24 protein-coding genes are annotated in these 22191 nt (G+C 70.4%); 13 read left to right on the forward strand and 11 right to left on the reverse strand.

Annotated elements, in window-relative coordinates:
* Positions 1–97 precede the first annotated feature (97 nt).
* From OG430_RS25745 to OG430_RS25765, 5 genes are all read right to left on the reverse strand, one after another.
* Entirely contained in the window at positions 98–1678 is a 1581-nt protein-coding gene (locus OG430_RS25745) for a M28 family metallopeptidase (RefSeq protein WP_327354963.1), read from the reverse strand.
* A 141-nt stretch (positions 1679–1819) separates the two neighbouring features.
* Positions 1820–1972: a hypothetical protein gene (locus OG430_RS25750; protein ID WP_327354964.1), complete on the reverse strand. Its 153-nt coding sequence runs from the start codon at positions 1970–1972 to the stop codon at positions 1820–1822.
* Between the two features lie 51 nt (positions 1973–2023).
* On the reverse strand, positions 2024–2335 hold the full coding sequence (locus tag OG430_RS25755; protein ID WP_327354965.1) for a hypothetical protein: 312 nt from the start codon (positions 2333–2335) through the stop codon (positions 2024–2026).
* Between the two features lie 142 nt (positions 2336–2477).
* Positions 2478–3362 carry a 2-hydroxy-3-oxopropionate reductase gene (locus OG430_RS25760; protein WP_327354966.1) on the reverse strand — a complete coding sequence of 295 codons (885 nt, stop codon included), beginning with the start codon at positions 3360–3362 and terminating at the stop codon, positions 2478–2480.
* 113 nt (positions 3363–3475) lie between these two features.
* Complete coding sequence (locus OG430_RS25765; RefSeq protein WP_327354967.1) at positions 3476–4102, reverse strand: HhH-GPD-type base excision DNA repair protein; 627 nt, start codon at positions 4100–4102, stop codon at positions 3476–3478.
* Positions 4103–4313: 211 nt separating this feature from the next.
* Here OG430_RS25765 and OG430_RS25770 point away from each other — a divergent pair, with 211 nt between their 5' ends.
* The 6 genes from OG430_RS25770 to OG430_RS25795 all read left to right on the forward strand — a co-directional run bounded on the left by OG430_RS25770 (position 4314) and on the right by OG430_RS25795 (position 9342).
* On the forward strand, positions 4314–4682 hold the full coding sequence (locus OG430_RS25770; RefSeq protein WP_327354968.1) for an STAS domain-containing protein: 369 nt from the start codon (positions 4314–4316) through the stop codon (positions 4680–4682).
* Positions 4683–4721: 39 nt separating this feature from the next.
* Positions 4722–5411, forward strand: a complete 690-nt coding sequence (locus OG430_RS25775; RefSeq protein ID WP_327354969.1) for a GAF and ANTAR domain-containing protein — start codon at positions 4722–4724, stop codon at positions 5409–5411.
* Positions 5408–6151, forward strand: coding sequence for a GAF and ANTAR domain-containing protein (locus OG430_RS25780; RefSeq protein ID WP_327354970.1), 744 nt, complete (start codon positions 5408–5410; stop codon positions 6149–6151). The genes OG430_RS25775 and OG430_RS25780 overlap by 4 nt, the downstream gene beginning before the upstream one ends.
* A gap of 90 nt (positions 6152–6241) precedes the next feature.
* Positions 6242–7165: a cation diffusion facilitator family transporter gene (locus tag OG430_RS25785; protein ID WP_327354971.1), complete on the forward strand. Its 924-nt coding sequence runs from the start codon at positions 6242–6244 to the stop codon at positions 7163–7165.
* Positions 7158–8513, forward strand: coding sequence for a magnesium transporter (gene mgtE / locus OG430_RS25790; protein WP_327354972.1), 1356 nt, complete (start codon positions 7158–7160; stop codon positions 8511–8513). The genes OG430_RS25785 and mgtE overlap by 8 nt, the downstream gene beginning before the upstream one ends.
* 199 nt (positions 8514–8712) lie before the next feature.
* Complete coding sequence (locus tag OG430_RS25795; RefSeq protein ID WP_327354973.1) at positions 8713–9342, forward strand: TetR/AcrR family transcriptional regulator; 630 nt, start codon at positions 8713–8715, stop codon at positions 9340–9342.
* 33 nt (positions 9343–9375) lie between these two features.
* Here the strand turns inward: OG430_RS25795 and OG430_RS25800 are convergent, their stop codons facing one another.
* A complete protein-coding gene (locus tag OG430_RS25800) occupies positions 9376–10449 on the reverse strand; it encodes an aldo/keto reductase (protein ID WP_327354974.1) in 1074 nt (357 codons plus the stop codon).
* A gap of 89 nt (positions 10450–10538) precedes the next feature.
* On the opposite strand from OG430_RS25800, the gene OG430_RS25805 reads away from it, so the two are divergent.
* Positions 10539–11402, forward strand: coding sequence for a helix-turn-helix transcriptional regulator (locus OG430_RS25805; RefSeq protein ID WP_327354975.1), 864 nt, complete (start codon positions 10539–10541; stop codon positions 11400–11402).
* Here the strand turns inward: OG430_RS25805 and OG430_RS25810 are convergent.
* Both OG430_RS25810 and OG430_RS25815 read right to left on the reverse strand, forming a co-directional pair.
* Positions 11374–12150, reverse strand: coding sequence for an SDR family oxidoreductase (locus OG430_RS25810; protein WP_327354976.1), 777 nt, complete (start codon positions 12148–12150; stop codon positions 11374–11376). The two genes, OG430_RS25805 and OG430_RS25810, sit on opposite strands and share 29 nt — an antisense overlap.
* A 155-nt stretch (positions 12151–12305) precedes the next feature.
* Positions 12306–12764, reverse strand: coding sequence for a MarR family winged helix-turn-helix transcriptional regulator (locus OG430_RS25815; RefSeq protein ID WP_327354977.1), 459 nt, complete (start codon positions 12762–12764; stop codon positions 12306–12308).
* Positions 12765–12913: 149 nt separating this feature from the next.
* Between OG430_RS25815 and OG430_RS25820 the strand changes: the two genes are divergently transcribed.
* The 3 genes from OG430_RS25820 (at position 12914) to OG430_RS25830 (ending at position 17176) form a co-directional block, all read left to right on the forward strand.
* A complete protein-coding gene (locus OG430_RS25820; protein WP_327354978.1) occupies positions 12914–14131 on the forward strand; it encodes a sensor histidine kinase in 1218 nt (405 codons plus the stop codon).
* 119 nt (positions 14132–14250) lie between these two features.
* Positions 14251–14925, forward strand: coding sequence for a response regulator transcription factor (locus tag OG430_RS25825; protein WP_327354979.1), 675 nt, complete (start codon positions 14251–14253; stop codon positions 14923–14925).
* Between the two features lie 160 nt (positions 14926–15085).
* Positions 15086–17176 (forward strand): MMPL family transporter, encoded by a 2091-nt coding sequence (locus tag OG430_RS25830; RefSeq protein WP_327354980.1) that lies wholly within the window; start codon positions 15086–15088, stop codon positions 17174–17176.
* A gap of 65 nt (positions 17177–17241) precedes the next feature.
* On the opposite strand, the gene OG430_RS25835 is transcribed toward OG430_RS25830, so the two are convergent.
* Both OG430_RS25835 and OG430_RS25840 read right to left on the reverse strand, forming a co-directional pair.
* Positions 17242–17727, reverse strand: a complete 486-nt coding sequence (locus tag OG430_RS25835) for a carboxymuconolactone decarboxylase family protein (protein ID WP_327354981.1) — start codon at positions 17725–17727, stop codon at positions 17242–17244.
* A gap of 120 nt (positions 17728–17847) precedes the next feature.
* A complete protein-coding gene (locus tag OG430_RS25840; RefSeq protein WP_327354982.1) occupies positions 17848–18477 on the reverse strand; it encodes a TetR/AcrR family transcriptional regulator in 630 nt (209 codons plus the stop codon).
* A gap of 182 nt (positions 18478–18659) precedes the next feature.
* On the opposite strand from OG430_RS25840, the gene wrbA reads away from it, so the two are divergent.
* A complete protein-coding gene (gene wrbA, locus OG430_RS25845) occupies positions 18660–19262 on the forward strand; it encodes an NAD(P)H:quinone oxidoreductase (protein ID WP_327354983.1) in 603 nt (200 codons plus the stop codon).
* Positions 19263–19309: 47 nt separating this feature from the next.
* Here wrbA and OG430_RS25850 read toward each other — a convergent pair whose 3' ends face one another.
* Positions 19310–20452, reverse strand: a complete 1143-nt coding sequence (locus tag OG430_RS25850; protein WP_327354984.1) for an agmatine deiminase family protein — start codon at positions 20450–20452, stop codon at positions 19310–19312.
* A gap of 204 nt (positions 20453–20656) precedes the next feature.
* Here OG430_RS25850 and OG430_RS25855 point away from each other — a divergent pair, with 204 nt between their 5' ends.
* Positions 20657–21649: a tellurite resistance/C4-dicarboxylate transporter family protein gene (locus tag OG430_RS25855; protein ID WP_327354985.1), complete on the forward strand. Its 993-nt coding sequence runs from the start codon at positions 20657–20659 to the stop codon at positions 21647–21649.
* Between the two features lie 17 nt (positions 21650–21666).
* On the forward strand, positions 21667–22173 hold the full coding sequence (locus tag OG430_RS25860; protein ID WP_327354986.1) for a cupin domain-containing protein: 507 nt from the start codon (positions 21667–21669) through the stop codon (positions 22171–22173).
* Positions 22174–22191 lie beyond the last annotated feature (18 nt).

Below are 22191 nucleotides of genomic sequence, written 5' to 3' on the forward strand. Positions count from 1 at the left end.
GGCGCTGAACGAGGTCCGGCCCGGACATCCACTACGGGATGTCCGGGCCGGACCCTTTCTTCGACTTCTTCAACGGAGCCTGATCGGCGCGGGGTTGTTACTCCGCGACCTCGTCGTGGTCGGAGTGCAGGCCGCCGCCGCTGCCGTCGCCGCCCGTGGTGGGCTTGGACACGACCGGCTTGCCGAGCGAGCTCAGGTCGTGGGCGTACGTGCCCACGGAGTTGGCGATGACACCGATGTTGATGCCGAACGCCTTCATGTTGATGTTCTTCAGGTCGTCGCACTTGGCGTGGTAGCAGGAGTCGTACGCGACCCCGGCGGTGCCGCCGAACAGCTTGGCCTGGTTCTCGGTCTTGACGCCCTCGGCGCCGGTGAAGGTGCCGCCGGAGGGGATGCCGACCTCGATGAACGGACCGTAGTCGGAGCGGCCGGAGAAGTCCGTGCCCTCGTGCGGCTCGCCCTTGGAGTCGAGGAACTCGTTGATGTCGCGCTCGAGTTGGGCCGAGCCCTCGGGGCCGGGGCCCGAGCCCTCGCCGTCCGAGTCGTCACCGTCGTAGATGAACTGGCCGTAGTTCGGCGAGGCGATCATGTCGAAGTTCAGATAGAGCTTGATCTGCTTCTTCTGCGCCTCGGTGAGCCGGGAGACGTACGACTCCGAGCCGACCAGGCCGAGCTCCTCGGCCGACCAGAAGGCGAACTTCACCTTGTTGCGCGGCTGCTTGCCGTGCCGGGTGTTCTCGGCGAGCTCGTCGGCGACCTCTAGGAGGCCGGCCGTGCCGGAGCCGTTGTCGTTGATGCCGGGGCCCGCGGTGACCGAGTCGAGGTGGGCGCCGAGGAACACGGTGTTGTCCGCGCTGCCGCCGCGGGTCTCCGCGATCACGTTCTTCGTCGTACGGGTCTCCAGCAGCTGGCGGACCTCGAAGTTGACCGTGACCTCGCCCGCCGCGACATCGGCCGCGAGGGCCGTGCCCTCGGCCTGGCTGAGGCCGGCCGTCGGGATCCTGCCGTCCTTCGGGTCGCCGAGGGTGCCGGACAGGGCGCCCTCGGTGTTGTTGTAGATGATCGCGCCGACGGCGCCCGCCTCGGACGCCGCGATCTGCTTCTGCGCGAAGGTGCAGCCGCCGCGCTTGATCAGGGCGATCTTGCCGGTGAAGGCGCCGGCCGCGTAGTCGGTGGCCTCGCAGCCGGACGTGGCGTCCACGGTCGCGGCCGCGAGCGCGGCCTTGATGCCGCCCTCCGGCGTGGACTTCGTGTACGTCATCGCCGCGATGCCGAGAGCGCGCGGCGTGGGCGTGAGGACGGACGCCTTCTCGGCGAGCGTCTCGGTGTACGTGAAGTCGAAGGTGTCGTAACTGACCTTGTAGCCGGCCTTCTTGAGCACCTTGTAGACGTATTCGGCGGACTTCTCGTGGCCCGGCGTGCCGGCCGCGCGGTTGCCGCCGTTGGCATCGGCTATGGCCTGCAGCGCCTTCAGGTGCTTGTAGGCGTCCTTCGCGGACGACTCCCTGACCAGCTTCTTCGAGAGGTTCTTGGCGTCCTTGGCAGGGTTGCCGTGGTGGCCGTGACCGCCGCCGTGGGCTCCGGCCGTGCCGGCGGAGGCGAGCAGCAGCGGAGTCGCGAGCGCGACGGCGGCGAGGGCCGCGACGGATCTGCGCGAGGTCTTGGGTGATGCGTTCACAGAGGTCCTTCCCCGGGGATGTGCGAACGAGGTGGGAGGGACGGTAGCGATCCGTGCGGCCTTCGAAAAGGGGTTACCTGCAACTCCTGTTCGGTTTCGCCGGATTGGCCCCGCATGTACCGCGCATGCGGGGCCACCTGGTCAATTCCGGTTACGTGGAGTTGATCCTTCCGGTTCTGGGCGGGTCTCGGCCGGCTGCTCGGCCTGCTGTTCCTGCTCGGGCCGGCTCTTCTCGTTGCGTACGGCTTCGGCACGCAGCAGGGCGTGCAGGGCCGCGTAGGGATCGATGGGCATGGGGGTGTCCTTGCGCTGGTTCGTCCGACTGGTCCTTGGATGGCGGGACCGTCAGCAGCGCAGGACGGGCGAGTGCTGTGGGCAGGCGCTCCGTGCGGGGTGAGGGGCGGGCGTGACCTGCGGGGGTGCCGGGCGGTGGGGCACGGCCGGGCGCTCGGTGGGGCGGGGCACGACGCGGCGGGCCGGGATCCGTGACTCGGTGTCGGACGCGGCGTCGACGTACGCCTCGGAACCGGCCTCACCGGACACGGCGTACACCGGGGCGACCGCTTGGGCGGGGACGGTCACCAGGGCCGTGGAGAGCAGCGCGACCAGCACGACGAGGGCCCTGGAGACCCACGGGACGTACCGGAACGCACTCATGGGACTCATGTCCCCGGGCCGGGCGGATCCGCACCGCGACCGGTGGCAGATCCGCCCGGAAGGCGTACGCGTATGCCTATGAACTGCGCGCATACGCCTGCGATCTATGCGTACACCTGCGAGCTATGCGTACGCCTGCGAACTAGGCGTCCGCGTCGCCGCTCAGGCGCTGCACGCCCTTCAGGAGCACGGAGTGGTCGAGGTCGCCCCAGCCCTGGGCCCGGGCGGAGGCGATCAGTTGGGCCGCGACCGCGCCGACCGGCAGGACCGCGCCGACGGAGCGGGCCGCGTCCGTGACGATGCCCATGTCCTTGTGGTGCAGGTCGACCTTGAAGCCCGGCTGGTAGTCCTGGAGCAGGAAGTTGTCCATCTTGCGGGTCAGGACGGTGGAGCCGGCGAGCCCGCCGTTCAGGACTTCGAGGGCCGCCTTCAGGTCGACGCCGGACTTCTCGAGGAAGTTCACGGCCTCGGCGCAGGCCTGCAGATTGATCGAGACGATCAGCTGGTTCGCGGCCTTCACGGTCTGGCCGGCGCCGTGCGGACCGCAGTGCACGATCGTCTTGCCCATCGCCTGAAGGACCGGCACGGCCGCGTCGAAGTCGGCCTTCTCGCCGCCGACCATGATGGAGAGCACGGCCTCGATCGCGCCCGCCTCGCCGCCGGAGACCGGGGCGTCCAGGACGCGGATGCCCTTGGCGGCGGCCTTCTCGGCCAGCTCGATCGAGGTCTGCGGGGTGATGGAGGAGTGGTCGATGAGGAGGGCGCCCGAGGGCGCGTTCTCCAGGATGCCGTCCTGGCCGTACGCGACCGCCTCGACCTGCGGGGACGCGGGCACCATGGTGATCACGACATCGGCGTCCCGGACGGCCTCGGCGATGGTGGCGGCCGCCGTGCCGCCGGCCTCGACGAGCGGGGCGGTCTTCTCCGGGCTGCGGTTCCAGCCGGTGACCGTGTGGCCCGCGCGCACCGGGTTGATGGCCATCGGGCTGCCCATGATGCCGAGGCCGATGAAGCCGATCTTCGCCATTGCCGTGTCCCTGCTTCCGTTAAGTCCGCACGTCCATTAAGTCCGCACGTCCATTGATTTCCGCTATACGGAACCAATTCTCCGTTTTACGGAATCACGTGGGCCTGGTGGGGTCAAGCCTTGGCGGCCTTGGCCGCCGCCTTCGCCTCCTGCTTGAAGGCCCGCACCTTCACCAGGGACTCGGGTCCCGTGATGTCCGCCGCCGACCGGTAGGAGCCCGCCTCGCCGTACGCGCCCGCCGCCTCGCGCCAGCCCTTGGGGCGTACGCCGTACTGCTTGCCGAGGAGCGCCAGGAAGATCCGCGCCTTCTGGTCGCCGTAGCCGGGCAGCGCCTTCAGGCGGGCCAGGAGCTCCTTGCCGGTCGCCGCGTCGGACCAGAGCGCGGTCGGGTCGCCGTCGTACTCGTCGACCAGGTACTGGCACAGCTGCTGCACCCGCTTGGCCATCGAGCCCGGGTAACGGTGCACGGCCGGCTTGGTCTTGAGCAGTTCGGCGAAGGCGTCCGGGTCGTACGCCGCGATGTCGTGGGCGTCGAGATCGTCCGCCTCCATGCGCCCGGCGATGGTGTGCGGGCCCGCGAAGGCCCACTCCATCGGGATCTGCTGGTCGAGCAGCATGCCGACCAGGGCTGCCAGGGGGCTGCGGCCCAGCAGTTCGTCGGCCTCGGGCTGCTGTGCGAGATGGATCTCGGGGTGGGTCGCGGCGGTCTTCTTCGCGGTCTTCTTGGCTGCTCCGGTCATGCCTCGATGATCGCGCCCCGGGATGCGGCGTGCATGCGTACCCCCTTGTCCACAGGCCTGTGGACGGGAGCGGATGTGCGCCGGACGTACATGTGTCCACTCTCCGTACGCGGCTTGCCCGACAGGACTACTCTGCGTATGCGGCGCCCCCAGACCCCGGCTTCGTCCGCTCGACGACTACGGGAGAAGCCTCCTCAGGAGATGGGGATCAATGGCCACGGAACACTCCGTGCACCTCGCGCCGAACGGCACTTATCGCGTGGTGCGCGCCGATGGTGAGCTCGATCTGGCGACGGCCGGTGAATTCGGAGCGCGGCTGCACGATGCCGAAGCACTCGGTCCCTGGTACTCGGCCCGGCTGATCGTGGACCTGAGTGCCGTGACGTTCATAGACGGCAGTGTGCTTCCCGCACTGCTCGGCGCGGAGGAACGTTCGGTTCGCGAGGGCGGCTGGACCAGGATTGTTTACACTCGGCGCAGCATCTCGATGCTGTTCAGGGTCGCCGGGCTCATGGACCGCTTTCCCCCTTACGCAACCGTGCCGGACGCATGGCGCGGCATAGTCTCCGATGTCCCTTGAGGCCCGGGAAGCAGGCGAGTTGCGGTGGTCAGTGCCCGGATGGCAGATGTCCTCCGTCTCCTCCGCCCCGGCGTGGGTGTGCCGCACGACCACTCCTCCATGTGCGCCGAAGCGCTCGGCGTGACCGGCCTGGCCGTCTCGCTCGTCCTGGAGCACGGACACACGGAGCTCGTGTGGTGCTCGGGCCCGGAGAGTGCGGCCTTCGAGGACGTGCAGTTCACCCTCGGGACGGGCCCGGGGCCCGATGCGATCAGGTCGGGCGAGGCCGTGCTCACGCCCGACCTGAAGACGGTGTCGGCACAGCGCTGGCCGGCGCTGCTCGCCGAGCTGAACGGTCATGCCGTGGGCTCCGTCTTCAGTTTCCCGCTGGTCGTCGGTGCGATCCGGGTGGGCGTGATGACGATGGTGCAGTCCTCGCCGCACATGCTGACCCAGGAACAGACCAGTGACGCGCTGGTGCTCAGCTATGCACTGACCGCGTTGTTCCTGGGCGGCCGGGACCAGGACGAGGACCCGCACGTGCTGCGCCGGGCCGTGGTGCACCAGGCGACCGGCATGGTCAGCGTGCAGCTGGGGGTGAGCCTGGCCGAGGCCCTGCTCAGGCTGCGCGGGCACGCGTACAGCACGGGACGTCCTGTCGGTGAAATCGCCGAGGACGTGGTAGCCAGGCGGCTCCGCTTGGACGACGATGAGAACGGGCCTCGTTCGCCCGAAGGTGAGAGGGGATGAGCGTGATGGCCCGCGAACAACGCCTTACCGAGGTCTTTGTGGAGGTGGCGGACTCCCTGATCGACGACTTCGACGTGATCGACCTGCTGCAGGTCCTTTCCGCCCGTTGTGTGGAGCTGCTCGACGTCTCGGCCGCCGGGATCATGCTCGCCGATCAGCACGGCGACCTGCAGATGATCGCCGCGTCCGACGAGCGGGCCCGGCTGCTCGAACTGTTCGCGCTGCAGCACGACCAGGGGCCGTGCGTGGCGTGCTACCGGAGCGGGCAGCCGCGGACCAACATCCAACTCGCCGCCGCCGAGGCCACGTTGGGCTGGACGGTCTTCGCCCAGCGGGCGCTGGATTCGGGGTACGTCATCACGCACGCCCTGCCGTTGCGTCTGCGGGACCGGGTGGTGGGGGCGCTCAACCTCTTCCACAGCGAGCCGCGCCTGCTGACGCCCGAGGACGTCCGGCTCGGACAGGCCCTCGCCGATGTGGCGACCATCGCGCTCCTTCAGCAGCGCACGCTCGAACAGAGCTACATGGAGCGCGGGCAGCTGCAGGCCGCGCTCAACAGCCGCATCGTGATCGAGCAGGTCAAGGGGATTCTGGCCGAGCGCTGGGGCGTCTCCGTCGACGAGGCCTTCGGGGCCTTCCGGGCCTATGCGCGGGCGAAGCAGCTGCGGCTGTCCGACCTGGGGCGGGAGGTCGTCGAGGGCACCTTCGACACGGCGAGGCTGCCGCGGCCCGGGGCTTAGAGGCCCAGGGGCCGCTGAGGGGGGCGATGACCAGCCCCGCCCGGCCGTCAGCTGTGGTGGGGGTGGGGCCCCCGTGGTCGACTTGTCCGTATGGGCCATGATCATGGGGCGCCGAGTGCCGCGGCCGGCACGCTGAGCGGTACGTACCGCAAGCGCCTGGTGTGGACCATCTGCATCAGCGTGTTCATCACCCTGCTCCAGGTGGTCGGCGGGCTGCTCTCCGGGAGCCTCGCGCTGCTCGCCGACGCCGCGCACAGCATGACCGACGCGATCGGCGTCTCGCTCGCACTCGGGGCCATCACCCTCGCCCAGCGGGCGCCCACGCCGCGGCGGACCTTCGGGTTCTACCGGGTGGAGATCTTCTCCGCCGTGCTCAACGCGCTGCTGCTGCTCGGCATCTTCGTCTGGGTGCTGATCTCGGCGATCAAGCGGTTCAACGAGCCCGTCGAGGTGCAGGGCGGACTGACCATGGTCGTCGCCGTGCTCGGGCTCGCCGCCAATCTGGTGGGCCTGTGGATGCTGCGGGACGCCAAGGACCACTCGCTGAACCTGCGCGGGGCGTATCTCGAAGTGCTCGGGGACGCGCTCGGGTCGGTGGCCGTCATCGTCGGTGCCGCGATCATCTTCTTCACCGGGTGGCAGGCCGCCGACCCGATCGCGGCGATCGTCATCGGACTGCTGATCGTGCCCAGGTCCTTCTCGCTGCTCAAGGACGCCGCCCATGTGCTGCTCGAGGCGACGCCGCAGGACATGGACCTCGCGGAGGTGCGGCGCCATCTGCTCGACGAGGGCGGCGTCGTCGACGTACACGATCTGCATGCCTGGACCGTGACTTCGGGGATGCCGGTCCTGACGGCGCACGTCGTGGTGGACCCGGACACGTTGCGGGCCGAGGACCAGGGGCAGCTCCTTGGCCGGCTGCAGGGGTGCCTCGGCGATCACTTCGACGTGGCGCATTCGACGCTGCAGCTGGAACCCGTCGGGCATGTCGAAGGAGGGCATCTTCATGAGTGAGGTCACCGACAGGCTGTCCGATGCCAATCTGGCCGACCTGATCAAGAACCATGACGTCGTCCATCTCCAGCAGTGGCTCGCCGACCGGCCCGCGTACGAGATCGCCGACGAGATCTCCCGTGCCGACACGGTCGCCGCCGGTGTCATCTTCCGGCTCCTTGAGAAGGACCGGGCCGTCGAGATCTTCCGGGAGCTGGACGGCGGCGAGCAGCAGAAGGTCCTTTCCGCCGTACGGGACCACTCCTTCCGCGAGATCGTGGAAGGGATGGAGCCGGACGACCGGGCCCGGCTGCTCGGCGAGGCGCCGGCGGGGTTCACCCAGCGGGTGCTCGCGGGACTCAGCTCGCACGAGCGGGAGCTCACGGCGAAGTTGCTCGGCTATGACGCGGGGACCGTCGGGCGGTGGATGACGCCCGAGGTGGTGCTGCTCAAGGAGCAGGCGAACGTGGGGGAAGCGCTGGCGCGGGTGCGGCGGGACGGGCCCGACGCGGAGTCCGTCTATACGTTGCCGGTCGTCGATGTCGGGCGGCATCTGATCGGCGTGGTGACGTTGCGGGACCTGGTGCTCGCGGATCCCGGTGATCCGCTGGAGGGGCTGGTCGACCGGGCGCAGCTGCGGGCGCGGGCCACCGACACCGCCGAGTCGGCGGCGCGGCTGATGCAGGAGGCCAACCTGTATGACCTGCCGGTGGTCGACAGTGAGGACCAGGTGGTCGGGCTGCTCACCATCGACGATGCCTTCGAGGTGATCGAGGCCGCCGACACCGAGGACATCGCGCGGCAGTCCGCGGCCAGTCCGCTGGTCGGGCACTACATGTCGGTGGGCGTGGGGAAGGTCGCCCGGTCGCGGGTGGTGTGGCTGTTGCTGCTCATCATCGCGGCGACGCTGACGGCGAAGGTGCTGCAGGCGTTCGAGGGGGAGTTGGAGGAGGTGGTCTCGCTGGCCATCTTCATTCCCCTGCTCGTCGGGACCGGGGGCAATGTCGGGGCCCAGGCGGCGACCGGTGCGGTGCGGGCCATCGCGGTGGGGGAGGTGCGGCCCGGGGATGTGCTCAAGGTGGCGTGGCGGGAGTGCCGGGTGGGGTTTCTGCTCGGGGTGATGTTGGGGGCGGTGGGGCTGGGGTTCGCGTTCCTGATGGTGCATGAGGGCGGGGTTGCGCTGACGGTGGGGCTGACGTTGGTGCTGGTGTGTGCGTGGGCTGCGGTCATCGGGGGCGGGATGCCTTTGCTCGCGCGGAAGTTGGGGATTGATCCGGCGGTCATCTCTGCCCCTCTGGTGACCACCTTTGTCGATGCGACGGGGCTGATCATTTACTTCCTGATCGCTCGGGTGGTGTTGGGGCTTTGAACTTTCCCCACCCCGCCCCGCCCCTTCCCGAAAGTCCTGCGGACGGCCTGGGGCTTCGCCCCTAGAACCCCGAATCGGCCTTCGGCCTCTGTCCTCAAGCGCCGGACGGGCTGACTTTGTCAGCCCGTCCGGCGCTTGAGGACTTTCGGGAAGGGGCGGACAGGGGTAAAAGAAACCAGGATCCCGTTAAGCTGGACGCATGCCCGAACCCGTGAACCCAGCCCCCGCCCCGGAACCCGGCACCGTCCGCCCCGGCGGCCGCACCGCACGGGTGCGGGCCGCTGTGCTGGAGGCCGCGGGGGACGCCCTCGCCGAGCAGGGGTTCGCCGCGCTCGATCTCGCGGAGGTGGCGCAGCGGGCCGGGGTCGGGAAGACCACCGTGTACCGGCGGTGGGGCACGACCACGGCCCTGGTCGCCGATCTGCTGCTCGACATGGCCGAGCAGTCCGCGCCCCGCGCCGACACCGGCTCGCTGGCAGGGGATCTGCGGGCCAACGCCCAGCTGGTGCGGCGGACGCTCACCGATGCCCGGCAGGGGCCGCTCTTCAAGGCGATGATCGCGGCCGCGACCTGCTCCGAGCAGACCGAGGCCGCGCTGCACCGGTTCTACGAGACCCGGATCGAGGAGTGGGCCGGATGTGTGGAACAGGCCGTGCTCAGAGGGGAGTTGGCGGACACGACCGACACCCGTGAGGTGGTGCGTGCCGTGTCCGCACCGCTCTACTACCGGCTGCTCGCCAGTGGCGGCCCGCTCGACGAGGCCACCGCCGACCGGGCCGCCGACGCGGCGGTGGCGGCGGCCAAGGCGGGCGCGTACAGCAGGAGCTAGGAGCTAGGAGCTGATCGGATCAAGCTTGCAGGCTCAGCCCCGGCTCGGTCCCGACCCGGCCCCCGTCGACTCGATGGCCCCGGCGATCTCCGCCAGGTCCGCCTCCGTCAGCCGGACCGCGCCGGCGCCCGCCCAGCCGTCGACCTGCTCGGGCGTGCGGGCCCCGACGATCGCGCCGGTGATGCCCGGCCAGGCGAGGGTCCAGGCCAGGGCGGCCTCCGCCACCGAGATGCCATGGCGGGCCGCGACCGGGCGCAGGGCGTCGGCCAGGGCGAGGTTGGCGGTGAGGCCGGTGGTGAAGTCGGGGTGGGAGCGGCGCCAGTCCTCGGCGGGCAGGGATGCCACGCGGGAAGCCGAGAACGTGCCGGTGAGCAGGCCCGACTGCATCGGCGAGTACACGATCACGCCCGTGTCATGGGCGTGCGCCCAGGCGATCTCGGGGGCGGCGGCGCGGTTGATCGCCGAGAAGGGCGGCTGGATCGCGTCGACGTGGGCGATCGCCTCGGCGCGCTCCAGCTCCGCCACCGAGTGGTTGGACAGGCCGATCGCCCGCACCTTGCCCTCGGCCTTCAGGTCGGCCATGAGCTGCCAGTACTCCTCCAGGGGCGTGGCGTTGGGGGAGATCCCCGTGCTGTCCTCGCCGCCGCTGTAGGCGAAGGACTCGCCCGTGTCCGGCCAGTGCACCTGGTAGAGGTCGATCTGCTCGACGTTCAGGCGGCGCAGCGAGTCTTCGAGTTCACGGCGTACGCTCGCCGGCTTCATGGTGCGGACGGGGGCGGCCGTGGGGTCGGCGGGGTCGCCGACCAAGCCTGCCTTGGTGAACAGGAACGGGCGGTCGGCGGCGGGCAGTTGGGCCACCGCCTTGGCCACGACCTCCTCGGAGTGGCCGAGGCCGTAGTAGGCGGCGGTGTCGATCCAGTTCACGCCGGACTCGACGGCCCGCACGATCGAGGCGACCGACCGCGCGTCGTCCGTCTCGCCCCAGCTGTAGGCCCAGCCGCTGCCGGACACGGCCCAGGAGCCGAAGCCGGTGCGGGAGATGTTCATGCCGGTGGTGCCCAGTGCGGTGGTGGCGGGTGCGGTGGTGGTGGAGTTGTTGCTGCTCATGAGGGAGCTCTCTTCCGGGGAGCGCGTACGTGTGTCACGTACTGGGATGACGTTTGTGCTGGTGACGCCCGTGTTGTTGGATCGGGCGCATGGGGAGCAAAGAAGACTTGGGGGCGTTTCTGCGGTCGCGCCGGGCCCGGATCCAACCGGAGCAGGCGGGCCTGCGGCAGTTCGGCGGGCGGCGCCGGGTGCCGGGGCTGCGGCGCGAGGAGCTGGCGCAGCTGGCCGGGGTGAGCGTGGACTACTACACGCGGTTCGAGCAGGGGCGGGCCGAGCGGGTCTCGGACGAGATCGTGGACGCGGTGGCGTCCGCGCTGCGGCTCGACAAGGACGAGCGCGCCCATCTGCGCGACCTGGTCCACCCGGCGAGTTCGGGCCCCGCACCCGCCCAGGTGGTCCGGCCTGGTCTGCTGCGCCTGCTCGACTCGATGGGGGACACCCCGGCGTTCGTGGTGGGGCGGCGTACGGACCTGCTCGCCTGGAACCCGGTGTTCGCGGCCCTGGTCACCGACCTGGGCGCGCTGCCCGTCGAGCGGCGCAACAAGGCCTGGTTGCTGTTCCTGGACGACGAGGTGGGCGGCCGCTTCGTGAACCGGGAGACCAAGCAACGCGATCTGGTCGCCTATCTGCGGATGGACCTGGGACGCCACCCGGACGACCCGGCCTTCGCCCAGCTGATCGACGAACTGACCCTGAAGAGCGCCGACTTCCGCCGGCTCTGGGCCGAGCAGGAGGTGCGGGACAAGGGGCACGGCGGGTACCACCTGCGCCATCCGGCGGTCGGCGAGTTCACGCTGCAGTACGAGACGCTGCGGCTGCCCGACGAGCCGGACCAGGCCCTCATCACCTATACGGCAGAACCCGGTTCCCCTTCGGAGGCGGCACTTCGGGTCATCGCGGAGCTGGCGGCGGGCAAGGAGTGGGTCACACCTGTCGCGTCGGCATCACGGTGAGCTCGGGGATGTTGACCTCGCGCGGCAGCGCGGCGGCGAAGGCGATGATCTCGGCGACGTCCTCGGCCTCCAGGAACTTGAAGGCCTCGCGCTGCTGCTCCACCCAAGCCGTGACGTTCGGGTCGGAGATGGTGCCCTGCAGTTCGGTGGCGACGAAGCCGGGCTCGACGGTCGTCACGCGGACGTGCTTCGGGGCCAGTTCGGCGCGGATCGTACGGGAGAAGTGGTTGAGCGCGGCCTTCGTCGCGTTGTAGACCGCGAAGCCGGGGAAGACCTGGCGGGATGCCACGGACGAGACGTTGAACAGGTCGACCGTGCGGCCCTCGCCCGCCGCCGCGAGCAGCGCCGGGACGAACAGGTCGACCAGGCCCAGCTGCGCGGTCAGGTTGATGTCGATCTGGCGGCGCCAGTTCTCGGCGCGGCCCTCAGCCGGGTCGAAGACCATCACCCCGGCGCTGTTGACCACGAGGTCGACCGAGCCGAGCTCCTCGGCGATGAGGGCGGCGGCCGCCTCGACGGCGCCGGCGTCGGTGAGGTCGACCGGTACGGCGAGCGCGTGGTGGCCCAGTTCGGCGGCGAGCGCCTCCAGGCGGTCCGCGCGGCGGGCGAGCAGGGCGACCTTGGCGCCCCGGGCGACGAGGAGGCGGGCGGTGGCGGCGCCGATGCCGCTGGAGGCGCCGGTGACGACCGCGACCCGGTCCTTGAGGGGCTGGGTGGTGGTGGCGAGGTCGGCGGTGATGCTGGTCATGACGGACGAACCCTTCGGTGGGGCCCGGCGGTTCGTGCTCCGCCGGGCTGGTGAGATCCATCCTGCGGGCCCGGCGCGACCCCACCCAGTGCTCCGCTCAGCCCCCGTATCGCCAACGTAGGTCTGCTGGAACCACCCTTGGCGTCCTTGGTGGTTCAGTGGTGCCAGGCCTTGCCGTCGGTGTTGTGGATCATGCGCTGGAGGACCTTCAGGGTGGTGAGCAACTCCTCGTCGGAGACGCCCTGATGGATCTGGGCGAGGGTCTTCGTCTGCCGCTGCCCGGCCTCCTGCAGCAACTCGGTGCCCTTGGGCGTCAGTACGAGATGCCGCTCGGCGTCGGTCGCGAGCACGTCGCGCTCGACCAGGTTGTCGATCTCCGGGCCCAGCGCGTCGCCGACGCCCAGATAGCCCTTCAGCATGGCGGTGACCTCCTCGCGGGTCTGCTCGCCGACGGCCGCGCGGTTGATGACCCACCACTGGGGCTGGGTGAGGTCGACCTCGGCGAGGCCGGCGCGGATGTGGCCGACGACGGACTTGTGGGCGGCCCAACTCCAGTAGCCGATGGGCTGGTTGAGGAGTTCGGCGTCGCTGTGCGAGTACGTGAAGGTGTCCATGCGGCAAACGTAGAACCTCAATCAAGCTTGAGGTCAAGTCGTGGTCGTGGCCGTCTCCGGCCAACACGGCGATATCCCCCGCACCGGTGAGGACGCGGCCCGCGACGCCCGCCGATACTGGCAGCGCCTCCCGACCGAGGAGCCGCCCCATGTCCCGGAAGTTCCCCCTCTTCGACCGTCTGCGCGCCCTGTGGACCACTCATCCGTACGCCGTCGACCTCGCCCTCGCCGCCCTCGTCACGTTCGCCGTGTCCGTGCAGCACTGGCTGCCCGAGTCGGGCGGCGACGAGGTGTCCTGGCCGGGCTTCGTGCTCGGCGTCGGCACGGCGGTGCCGCTGATCTGGCGGCGCCGCGCGCCGTTCACCGTGGCCTGTGCGGTGACCGTGTTCATGGTGGCCATGGCGTACTACCACCGGCCGCCGCCCGACGTGGCCTACGGCGGCCTGGTCGCGCTCTACACCGTGTCCGCCCTGGCCAGGCCCTGGCAGCGGCGGGCGATGCTGGTGGGCTGGATCGTCGGCGCCTCGCTGACCATGACGTTCAAGGAGCATGCGGAGCCCTTCGAGTACGTCTTCCACCTGCTGAGCTTCGCCGCCGCCTACGGCCTGGGCGTACTCAGCCGCACCCAGCGCGCCTACACCGAGGCCCTGGAGGACCGGGCCCGCCTCCTGGAGCGCGAGCGCGCCCACGAGACCGCGCGGGCGGTGGCCCAGGAGCGGTCCCGGATCGCCCGCGACATGCACGACATCCTCGCCCACGCGGTCTCCCTGATGGTGGTGCAGGCCGAGGCGGGGCCGGTGGTGGTCCGCTCCGACCCGGCGCGCGCGGAGGCGGCCTTCGACGCGATCGCGTCGAGCGGGCGGGATGCGATGGTGCAACTCCGCCGGATCCTGGGTGTGTTGAGGGACCAGGGGCCCGGCCCGCTGACCCCCCAGCCGGGCGTCGCCGGCCTGCCCGAGCTGGTGCGGGAGGTGGGGCGGGCGGGGCTGCGGGTGTCGCTGCGCGGGCTGGAGGGGGCTCGGCCGCTGCATCCTGATGTGGAGGTGGCGGTGTATCGGGTGGTGCAGGAGGCTCTGACCAATACGGTGAAGCATGCGCGGGCTTCGGCCGTCCTGGTCCAACTGGGTTGGGGCGATGAGGAGTTGGTGGTGACGGTGGAGGATGACGGTCGGGGCTTCCCGGACCCGTCGTCCCATGGTGGTGCCGGTCATGGCTTGATCGGGATCCGGGAACGGGCGGTGGCGTGCGGCGGGTCCGCGGAGGCGGGGCCGGTCCCGGGTGGTGGGTTCCGGGTGACGGTCCGGGTGCCCTCTGCTGCAGGCTTTTCCCCCACCCCGCCCCTTCCCGTAAGGCTGCCGCCGGCTTGAAAAGATTGTCCTCAAACGCCGGACGGGCTGGTAGAACCAGCCCGTCCGGCGTTTGAGGACACCGCCCGTAGGGCGGAAGGCTTCGCAGAATTTCGGGAAGGGGCGGGGTGGGGGATCGTATGAGCATCCGGGTAGTCGTCGCCGACGACCAAGAGCTGGTCCGCAGTGGCTTCGCCATGATCCTCGAAGCCCAGCCCGACATCGAGGTGGTCGCAGAAGCGGGTGACGGCTCGCAAGCCGTCCGGGCCGTGGCCCAACACACCCCCGACGTACTCCTCCTGGACATCCGCATGCCCGGCATGGACGGCCTGGAGGCCGCCCGGCTCGTCTGTGCCCAGTCCGGCTGCCGCGTGGTCATGCTCACCACCTTCGACCTCGACGAATACGTCTACGAGGCCCTGTACGCGGGAGCCAGCGGCTTCCTGCTCAAGGACGTGCGCCGGGACGACCTGGTGCACGCGGTCCGCGTCGTGGCCGCGGGCGACTCCCTGCTCGCCCCCTCCGTCACCCGCCGCCTGGTCGCCGACATCGTGAGCAGACGCCGCACCGCCGCCCAGGAGAGCCCCGCGGCCGCGCGCGACCGCCTCGCCGTGCTCACCGCCCGCGAGGAGGAGACCCTTCGCCTGCTGGCCCGCGGCCTCACCAATGCCGAGATCGCCGCCGACTTCGTGGTCAGCGATCACACGGTGAAGACCCATGTCAGCAATGTGCTCAGCAAGTTGGGGCTGCGCGATCGCGTACAGGCCGTGATCTGCGCGTACGAGACGGGCCTGGTCGTCCCGGGCACGGACTGAACTCCGCAGCCCGATCCGGCCCTCGCCCGCACGGGGGAGCCGGACCCCCCGCCTCGCCCGCCCGGGGGACCCCCGCAAATCCCTCTGCCCGGCGTTCTGAAGCCGCCCCTCCCGGCGGACCGTAAGCGGTGAGCAATCGGACACGCCCCGAGGAGGGACCATGCTCTCCGCACTCGCCAGGACGGCGACCCGTCGCCCGCTCACCGTGATCCTCGTATGGCTGCTGCTTCTGTTCCTCGGCTTCGGCTTCGGCACGGGCGTCTTCGACCGGCTCTCGGACGCCGTGCCGGACATCCCCGGCACGGAGTCGGACCGTACGGAACACCTGATGGAGGAGCTCGACCCGGCCGGCAGCGACATGACCGCCGTCGTCGCCGGTACGGAGGTGGCGAGGCTCCGCCCGCAGATCGAGCGCGCCGTCGCCGACGTACGGAACACGAAGGGAGTCGCGGAAGTCCCCGACCCCTTCACCACCCCCGGCCTCACCGCCGAGGACGGCCGGGCCCTGCTGATCCCCGTCGTCTTCGAGGGCGGCCTCGACGAGGACGCCGAGGACGACGCCATCGAGGACGCGGCCGGCCGGCTGCGGCAGATTGACGCGCCCCAAGTGCACGTCAGCGGCGGAGAGTTGCTCGGGCAGCAGATGGGTGAGCGGGCGGAGCAGGACGTCAAGAACGCGGAGATCATCACGCTGCCCGCCGTGCTGCTCCTGCTGCTGATCATCTTCGGCGGACTGCGCGCCGCCGGCCTGCCGCTCGTCGTGACGGTCTGCGGCGTGGGCGGGGCGTTCCTGATCCTGTTCGGCTTCAGCCAGGTCACCGAGATCTCGCTGTACGTCGTCCAGATCACCACGATGATGGGGCTCGGGCTCGCCGTCGACTACGCGCTGCTGATGGTCATGCGCTTCCGTGAGGAGCGGCGCGGCACCGAGTCCACCGACGCCGACGATGTGGTCGAGGCGGTGCACCGGACCGTCGCGCACGCCGGGCGGACCGTGCTGTTCTCCGGGCTCACCGTGGCCGTCAGCCTGGCCGGGCTGCTCGTCTACCCGAGTCCCTTCCTGCGCTCAATGGGCCTGGCGGTGGGGGCGGTTGTGGTCGTCGACATGCTGGCCGCGGTCACGCTGGTGCCGGCACTGCTGACCAGGTTCGGGCGGAAGATCGCGCCCGCCAAGGCCAGGGCGAAGCCTGCCGGGCGGGAGCCCGGGGCGGTCTTCGCCCGCCTTGCGCGCTTCTCGATCCGGCGGCCGCTGCTCGTCGTGACCGTCGTGGTGGCCGGGCTCGTGGTGCTCGCGCTGCCCGCCCTCGGCATGAAGATCGCGGTGGGGGACGCGCGTTCGCTGCCCAAGGACACCGAGGCACGGCAGCTGTACGACACCGTGGGCGCGCACTTCCCGGCAGGCACGGGCATCGACCCGATCACGGTCCTGATCCGGCCCGGGGCGCCGCGCGACTGCGCGCGCAAGATCCGGGCGCTGCCCGGGATCGCGGCCTCCGAGAGCCACCAGCTGCCCGACGGTTCGACGGTGGTCGAGCTGAGCCCGACCGGGGCGGTGGACGGGCCGACCGCGACCGGACTGGTGCGTGAGATAAGGGACTTGAGGGGCGACGAGCCGGTGCAGGTGGCGGGCACGGCGGCCCGGTTGGTCGACTTCCGGAACATGCTGGGCGAGCTGACCCCGTGGGCCGCGCTGATCGTCCTCGTCGGGATCTCGGTGCTGCTCTTCGCCTTCACGGGCTCGCTGCTCATCCCGCTGCGCACCCTGCTGACCACGCTGCTCAGTCTGGGCGCCGCGCTCGGGGTGGTCACCTGGGTCTTCCAGGGCGGGCACGGGGCGTCGTGGCTCGGCGGGGAAGGGCTCGGCGAACTGAACATCACCGCACCGCCGTTGATCATCGCGATCGCGTTCGGCCTCGCCATGGACTACGAGCTGTTCATCCTGTCCCGGATGCGGGAGAGCTGGCTGGCCACGGGGAACGCCGAGGAGGCCGTGGTGAGCGGGCTGCGGCACTCGGGGCGGGTCGTGAGCTGTGCGGCGCTGCTGCTCTCGGTGGTGTTCGCCGGGTTCATGACCGGGGGCTTCTCACCGATCCTGCAGATCGGGCTCGGTCTGACCCTCGCGGTCCTGATCGACGCGACCGTGGTCCGGATGCTGCTCGTCCCGGCGACGATGGCGCTGCTCGGTGCGCGGGCCTGGTGGGCGCCGGCCCGGTTGCGGCGGGTGCATGAGCGGTACGGGGTGCGTGGTTGAGCCCCGGCCGAAACATCGGGCCCCGACCCCTGCGAGGGGGCCGGGGCCCTGTGCTGCCGTGCCTTTCAGCCGAACATGCCGGGCTGGTAGGCCCCGGCGGGCTGCTGGGCCATGACGTTCCCGCGGTTGAAGGCGTTGATGACGGCGACGGCCACCACCAGGGCGGCGAGCTGCTCCTCGTCGTAGTGCTTGGCGGCGTTCGCCCAGACCTCGTCCGGTACGCCACCGGCCGCGTCGGCGATGCGGCTGCCCTGCTCGGCCAGCTCCAGGGCGGCACGCTCGGCCTCGGTGAACACCGTGGCCTCGCGCCAGGCGGCGATCAGGTTGAGGCGGAGCGCGGTCTCCCCGGCGTGGGTGGCGTCCTTGGTGTGCATGTCGAGGCAGAACCCGCAGCCGTTGATCTGGCTGGCCCGGATCTTCACGAGCTCGAGCGTCGAGTTCGGCACGGTCGACTCCTCGACCGCCTTGCCCGCGGCGATGAGGTGCTTCATGGCCTTGGCTGCCGCCGAGGTCGCTACGGGGGCGGCGAAGAAGTTCAGGCGGGCTTCCATGGTGCACTCCTTGGGTTGCTGCTTTTGGCTACACCCCTAAGACGTCATGACCTCGGCCCGTTGTGACACCTCTGGATGTGAAGCAGCTCACAGGGTGCTCACGCGAAGCTCGCAGCAGGCTCACATGAGCTGAAGCCCGAGCAGCGCGTCGAGCCCGCCCTTGATCCGCTCGACCGACATCCCGCGCTCCGTACGCAGATGCCGCACCAGGGACGGCCTGAGCGGCGCGAGCAGCAGATCGGCGAGCAGGGCGGCGTCGGCCTCCGGGTGCATCTGGCCGACGAGCATCGCGACATGGGTGTGGCAGATCCGGTACGGCCCGCTGCCGTACATGGCCCGGGGATCGGACACCTCGACGGCGAGCATCAGGTCGCGCAGCTCGTCGACGTACTCCGCGTACGCATGCAGGAACGCGCGCAGCCGCTCGACCGGCGGGGCCTCGGGCCCGAGCGGTGGCGGACCGCTCAAGAAGCTCTGCTGGAAGGCCTGTTCGCGCTCGTCGAGCAGGGCGATCAGGAGCGTGGCCACATCGCCGAAGCGCCGGTACACCGTGCCCACGCCGATGCCGCTGGCCTTCGCCACGGCGTTCATGGTCAGGCAGGCGGGGCCCTGCTCCTCAAGGAGGACGGCCGCCGCATCGAGGATCCTGCGCCGGTTGCGGGCGGCGTCCGCGCGCTCGGGCGCGGGCTGGCCGGCCAGCGGCAGGTCGATGCGGAGGGGTTCGTTCCGAGGCTCCTTCGGCGGCGTCATGCCCGGAGCGTACTCGTGAACGAGCAAAGCGGAAAGGTATCCACTTTTCTTCGGGAACCCCTTGCGGAAGCGGATCGCTATCCGTTTAACTCGGAAGCGCGCCGAACCGGATAGTGATCCGCTTCGGCCGATCACGACTTTCCGGTGTCAGGTTTCTGGTTTCAGGTCTCTGGAGGACCGTCATGAGCGCAGCAGCGAAGATCGCCGTCATCTACTACTCGTCGACCGGCAATGTGCACGAGCTGGCCAAGTCCATCGCCGAGGGCGCGGAGAAGTCCGGCGCCGAGGTCCGCCTGCGCCGCGTCCCCGAGCTCGCCCCCGATGCCGCGATCGACTCCAACCCGGCCTGGCGCGCCCACGTCGACGCCACCAAGGACGAGGTCGAGGTCGCCACGCTCGACGACCTGGCCTGGGCGGACGGCTATGCGCTCGGTTCGCCGACCCGCTACGGCAACATTTCGAGCCAGCTGAAGCAGTACATCGACTCGACCGGTGGCCTGTGGCAGCAGGGCACCATGGCGGACAAGCCCTTCACGGCCTTCACCAGCGCCCACAACCTGCACGGCGGCAACGAGTCGACGCTGCTCGCCCTCTACAACACCGCGCACCACTGGGGCTCGATCATCGTCTCGCCCGGCTTCACGGACCCGGTCGTCTACGGCAACGGCGGCAACCCCTACGGAACCGTGCACGCCGGCGCCAACGGCGAGGTCGGCGACCCCGCCCGCGAGGCCGCCCGCTACCAGGGCGAGCGGCTCGCGAAGATCACGGCGAAGCTGAGCTGACCCCGGCTCCTCCCGCTCCTCCGGCTCCTCCGGGGGCTTACGGGGTCTCAGGCCTTCGGCAGCTGCTGCGTGGAGCAGTGGATGCTGCCGCCGCCCTCGGCGAGGGTGTCGACCGGCACCTGGACGACCTCCCGCTCCGGGTACAGCTCGCGCAGCAGGTCCGCCGCGTGGGCGTCGGCCTTGCGGTCGCCGAAGCGGGGGGCGATCACCCCGTCGTTGACGACGTAGTAATTGACGTAACTGGCAAGGAATTCGTCCCCGCGCGGACCGATGTCGACGGGCTCCGGAAGCTCGACCAGTTCGAGCTTCCGCCCCTTCGCGTCCGTCGCCCCGCGCAGGGCCTCGCGGGTCTCCTCGTACACCTTGAACCAGATGTCCCGGGGCGCACCCGGCGCCGGGGCGTTCAGGAGCACGACACCGGGTTCCGTGAAGCGGGCGAGCCCGTCGATGTGCAGGTCCGTGATGTCGTGGTCCTTGAGGCCCTTCACCCAGATCACCTTGGTGACGCCGAGCAGCGCCTTCAGCTCCCGCTCCAGGTCGTCGCGGCTCTTGCCGGGGTTCCGGTTGTCGTTGACGACCGAGCTCTCGGTGATCATGAGCGTGCCGTCGCCGTCGACCTCGAGGGAGCCGCCCTCGGCGACCAGCGGGGCCGCGATCCGCGGGATGTCCTCGTGCGCGAGCAGCTTGCGGGCGACCTGGGCGTCCAGGCGGTGCTCCTGCTTGTCGCCCCAGCCGTTGAAGTTCAGGTCGACCCCGGCCAGGGAGCCGTCGGTGCGCCGCACGAAGGTCGGCCCGGTGTCGCGCATCCACAGGTCGTTCACCGGCACGACCACGACGTCGACCTGCGAGCCCACCGCCCTGCGCGCGCCCTGCGCGTCCCCCTCCGAGGCCAGCACGGTGACCGGCTCGAAGTCGCCGATGGTCCGGGCGATGCGCGCGATGTCGTCGCGTACGCCCGCGGTGTCGCGTCCCCAGATCTTCTTGGTGGGCCACGCCATGAAGGTGCCCTGATGCGGCTCCCGCTCGTCCGGCATGCGGCCGCCGGTGACCGGGCCCGAGGCCGTTTCGGCGGCCGGGGACTCGGTGCCGGCCGACGCCGCGCTCGCCCCCGCACCGCACGCGGAGACCACCGGGGCGAGCGCCGCGGCGGCGGCGGTGGTCAGCAGGGCCTTGCGGCGGGTCATGGCCATCTCGATCTCTCCTGAGGTAATCCGGACCGTTCTACGACAACCCCGGAGGCAGGCCGGGGGAACACCGGGGCGCGGGAAAGCGCCGGAGCGCCGAAGCTAGTCCTGACTGAAATTTCAGTCAAGCTCCAGCGTACGTCAGAACGCCCGGCCCGGCATGCCGGGCCACGCGCCCGGTGCCACGATCAAGAAATGCAGCCGGACCGGATGAGGCTCGGAAGACTGATCACCCGCATCGACGCCCTGCCCCCGGCCGTCGGCGCCCTGGTCATGGCGACCACGATCCTGTCGGTCGGCCTGCACCTGCTCGGGGTGGACTGGGCCTCGCTGGCGTTCCTGGTCGTGGCCCTCGGGGTCTGGCTGCTGCTCGCCGCCGTCTTCGTACGCCATCTCCTGACCGAACGGGACCGCTGGCGTCAGGAGGCCGACACCCCGCCCGCGCTGACCGCCGTCGCCGCGACCGGAGTCGTCGGCACCCGTCTGTCGCTGCTCGGCTGGGGCCCGGTCTCGGTGCTCGCGCTCTGTCTCACCGTGCTGCTCTGGCCGCTGCTGATGACGCATGTGCTGCGGCACCGGGGGCGCAGTGTGCCGGGCGCCGCCTATCTGGTGTGCGTGGCGACCCAGGCCATCGTGGTCCTGGCCTGCGCGGTCGCCACGTCCAGCGGGTGGCGCTGGCTGCTGTGGCCGGCCCTCGTGCTGTTCGTGATCGGGATCCTGCTGTACGTCCTCGTCCTCGCGCGGTTCGACTTCCGCCAACTCGCCGCCGGCGCGGGCGACCACTGGATCATCGCGGGGGCGATGTCGATCTCCGCCCTGGCCGGGTCCAAGCTGGTCGCCGCGGCGGCGCCGCACGGGCCGCTGCGCTGGGCGACCTCGCTGCACGACCCGTTGCGGATCGCGACGCTGGTGCTCCTGGGTGTGGCGCTCGCCTGGTATGCGGTCCTCCTGTGCTGCGAACTCCGTTGGCCCCGGCCGGGATACAGCACCAAGCGCTGGTCCACGGTGTTCCCGCTCGGCATGACCGCGGTGGCCGCGCTGTCCACGTCGGCGGCCCTGGAGATCCCGTGGCTGTGGACCCTGGGGAAGATTCTGCTCTGGCCTGCGGTTCTCGTCTGGGCGGTGGTTGTGCTGGGTGCGATGCGTACCCTCTGGCGCGCCAAACCGCGTGACGACGCGCGTACGCCCGTACGCCGCAACTGAGCATCGAGGAGCCGTACATGTCTTACCCCGAGCCCCGCTACCTCGGCGAAAAGGGCGAGATCAACGCGATGTTCAGGTCGGCGGACCAGGAGGCCGAGCTGACCTCGGGCACCGGGAACCGCACCCACTATCTGGCCACGCACGCCTCCACCGGCGGCGAATTCGGGCTCTACAAGGTCGACTTGGGGCCGCAGTCACCCGGTCCGAGCACCCACTTCCACCGGGCGATATCGGAGTCCTTCTTCGTCCTGTCCGGGCAGGTGGACCTCTACAACGGCCAGGAGTGGATCACGGCGGGCGCCGGGGACTTCCTGCACGTCCCCGTCGGCGGTCTGCACGCCTTCAAGAACCAGCACGACGACCCGGCCTCCATGATCATGCTCTTCACGCCGGGTGCGCCGCGCGAGGAGTACTTCGAGAAGGTGGCGGAGATGGCGCAGCGCGGGGGCGAGGAGTTCGGCGAGTTCCTCGTCAAGCACGACAGCTACTTCGTGCCCGACGAGCCCATCACGCCGATGACGTGAACCCGGTCCGCCCCTGCC

It is taken from the genome of Streptomyces sp. NBC_01304, from assembly GCF_035975855.1.
Lineage (GTDB): Bacteria > Actinomycetota > Actinomycetes > Streptomycetales > Streptomycetaceae > Streptomyces.

What these genes read in the sequence shown, in the direction of transcription:
- OG430_RS25750 (WP_327354964.1), bottom strand. Translation starts at nt 1,972, where the DNA reads ATGCCCATCGATCCCTACGCGGCCCTGCACGCCCTGCTGCGTGCCGAA.
- OG430_RS25755 (WP_327354965.1), bottom strand. Translation starts at nt 2,335, where the DNA reads ATGAGTGCGTTCCGGTACGTCCCGTGGGTCTCCAGGGCCCTCGTCGTG.
- OG430_RS25760 (WP_327354966.1), bottom strand. Translation starts at nt 3,362, where the DNA reads ATGGCGAAGATCGGCTTCATCGGCCTCGGCATCATGGGCAGCCCGATG.
- OG430_RS25765 (WP_327354967.1), bottom strand. Translation starts at nt 4,102, where the DNA reads ATGACCGGAGCAGCCAAGAAGACCGCGAAGAAGACCGCCGCGACCCAC.
- OG430_RS25770 (WP_327354968.1), top strand. Translation starts at nt 4,314, where the DNA reads ATGGCCACGGAACACTCCGTGCACCTCGCGCCGAACGGCACTTATCGC.
- OG430_RS25775 (WP_327354969.1), top strand. Translation starts at nt 4,722, where the DNA reads ATGGCAGATGTCCTCCGTCTCCTCCGCCCCGGCGTGGGTGTGCCGCAC.
- OG430_RS25780 (WP_327354970.1), top strand. Translation starts at nt 5,408, where the DNA reads ATGAGCGTGATGGCCCGCGAACAACGCCTTACCGAGGTCTTTGTGGAG.
- OG430_RS25785 (WP_327354971.1), top strand. Translation starts at nt 6,242, where the DNA reads ATGGGCCATGATCATGGGGCGCCGAGTGCCGCGGCCGGCACGCTGAGC.
- mgtE (WP_327354972.1), top strand. Translation starts at nt 7,158, where the DNA reads ATGAGTGAGGTCACCGACAGGCTGTCCGATGCCAATCTGGCCGACCTG.
- OG430_RS25795 (WP_327354973.1), top strand. Translation starts at nt 8,713, where the DNA reads ATGCCCGAACCCGTGAACCCAGCCCCCGCCCCGGAACCCGGCACCGTC.
- OG430_RS25800 (WP_327354974.1), bottom strand. Translation starts at nt 10,449, where the DNA reads ATGAGCAGCAACAACTCCACCACCACCGCACCCGCCACCACCGCACTG.
- OG430_RS25805 (WP_327354975.1), top strand. Translation starts at nt 10,539, where the DNA reads ATGGGGAGCAAAGAAGACTTGGGGGCGTTTCTGCGGTCGCGCCGGGCC.
- OG430_RS25810 (WP_327354976.1), bottom strand. Translation starts at nt 12,150, where the DNA reads ATGACCAGCATCACCGCCGACCTCGCCACCACCACCCAGCCCCTCAAG.
- OG430_RS25815 (WP_327354977.1), bottom strand. Translation starts at nt 12,764, where the DNA reads ATGGACACCTTCACGTACTCGCACAGCGACGCCGAACTCCTCAACCAG.
- OG430_RS25820 (WP_327354978.1), top strand. Translation starts at nt 12,914, where the DNA reads ATGTCCCGGAAGTTCCCCCTCTTCGACCGTCTGCGCGCCCTGTGGACC.
- OG430_RS25825 (WP_327354979.1), top strand. Translation starts at nt 14,251, where the DNA reads ATGAGCATCCGGGTAGTCGTCGCCGACGACCAAGAGCTGGTCCGCAGT.
- OG430_RS25830 (WP_327354980.1), top strand. Translation starts at nt 15,086, where the DNA reads ATGCTCTCCGCACTCGCCAGGACGGCGACCCGTCGCCCGCTCACCGTG.
- OG430_RS25835 (WP_327354981.1), bottom strand. Translation starts at nt 17,727, where the DNA reads ATGGAAGCCCGCCTGAACTTCTTCGCCGCCCCCGTAGCGACCTCGGCG.
- OG430_RS25840 (WP_327354982.1), bottom strand. Translation starts at nt 18,477, where the DNA reads ATGACGCCGCCGAAGGAGCCTCGGAACGAACCCCTCCGCATCGACCTG.
- wrbA (WP_327354983.1), top strand. Translation starts at nt 18,660, where the DNA reads ATGAGCGCAGCAGCGAAGATCGCCGTCATCTACTACTCGTCGACCGGC.
- OG430_RS25850 (WP_327354984.1), bottom strand. Translation starts at nt 20,452, where the DNA reads ATGGCCATGACCCGCCGCAAGGCCCTGCTGACCACCGCCGCCGCCGCG.
- OG430_RS25855 (WP_327354985.1), top strand. Translation starts at nt 20,657, where the DNA reads ATGAGGCTCGGAAGACTGATCACCCGCATCGACGCCCTGCCCCCGGCC.
- OG430_RS25860 (WP_327354986.1), top strand. Translation starts at nt 21,667, where the DNA reads ATGTCTTACCCCGAGCCCCGCTACCTCGGCGAAAAGGGCGAGATCAAC.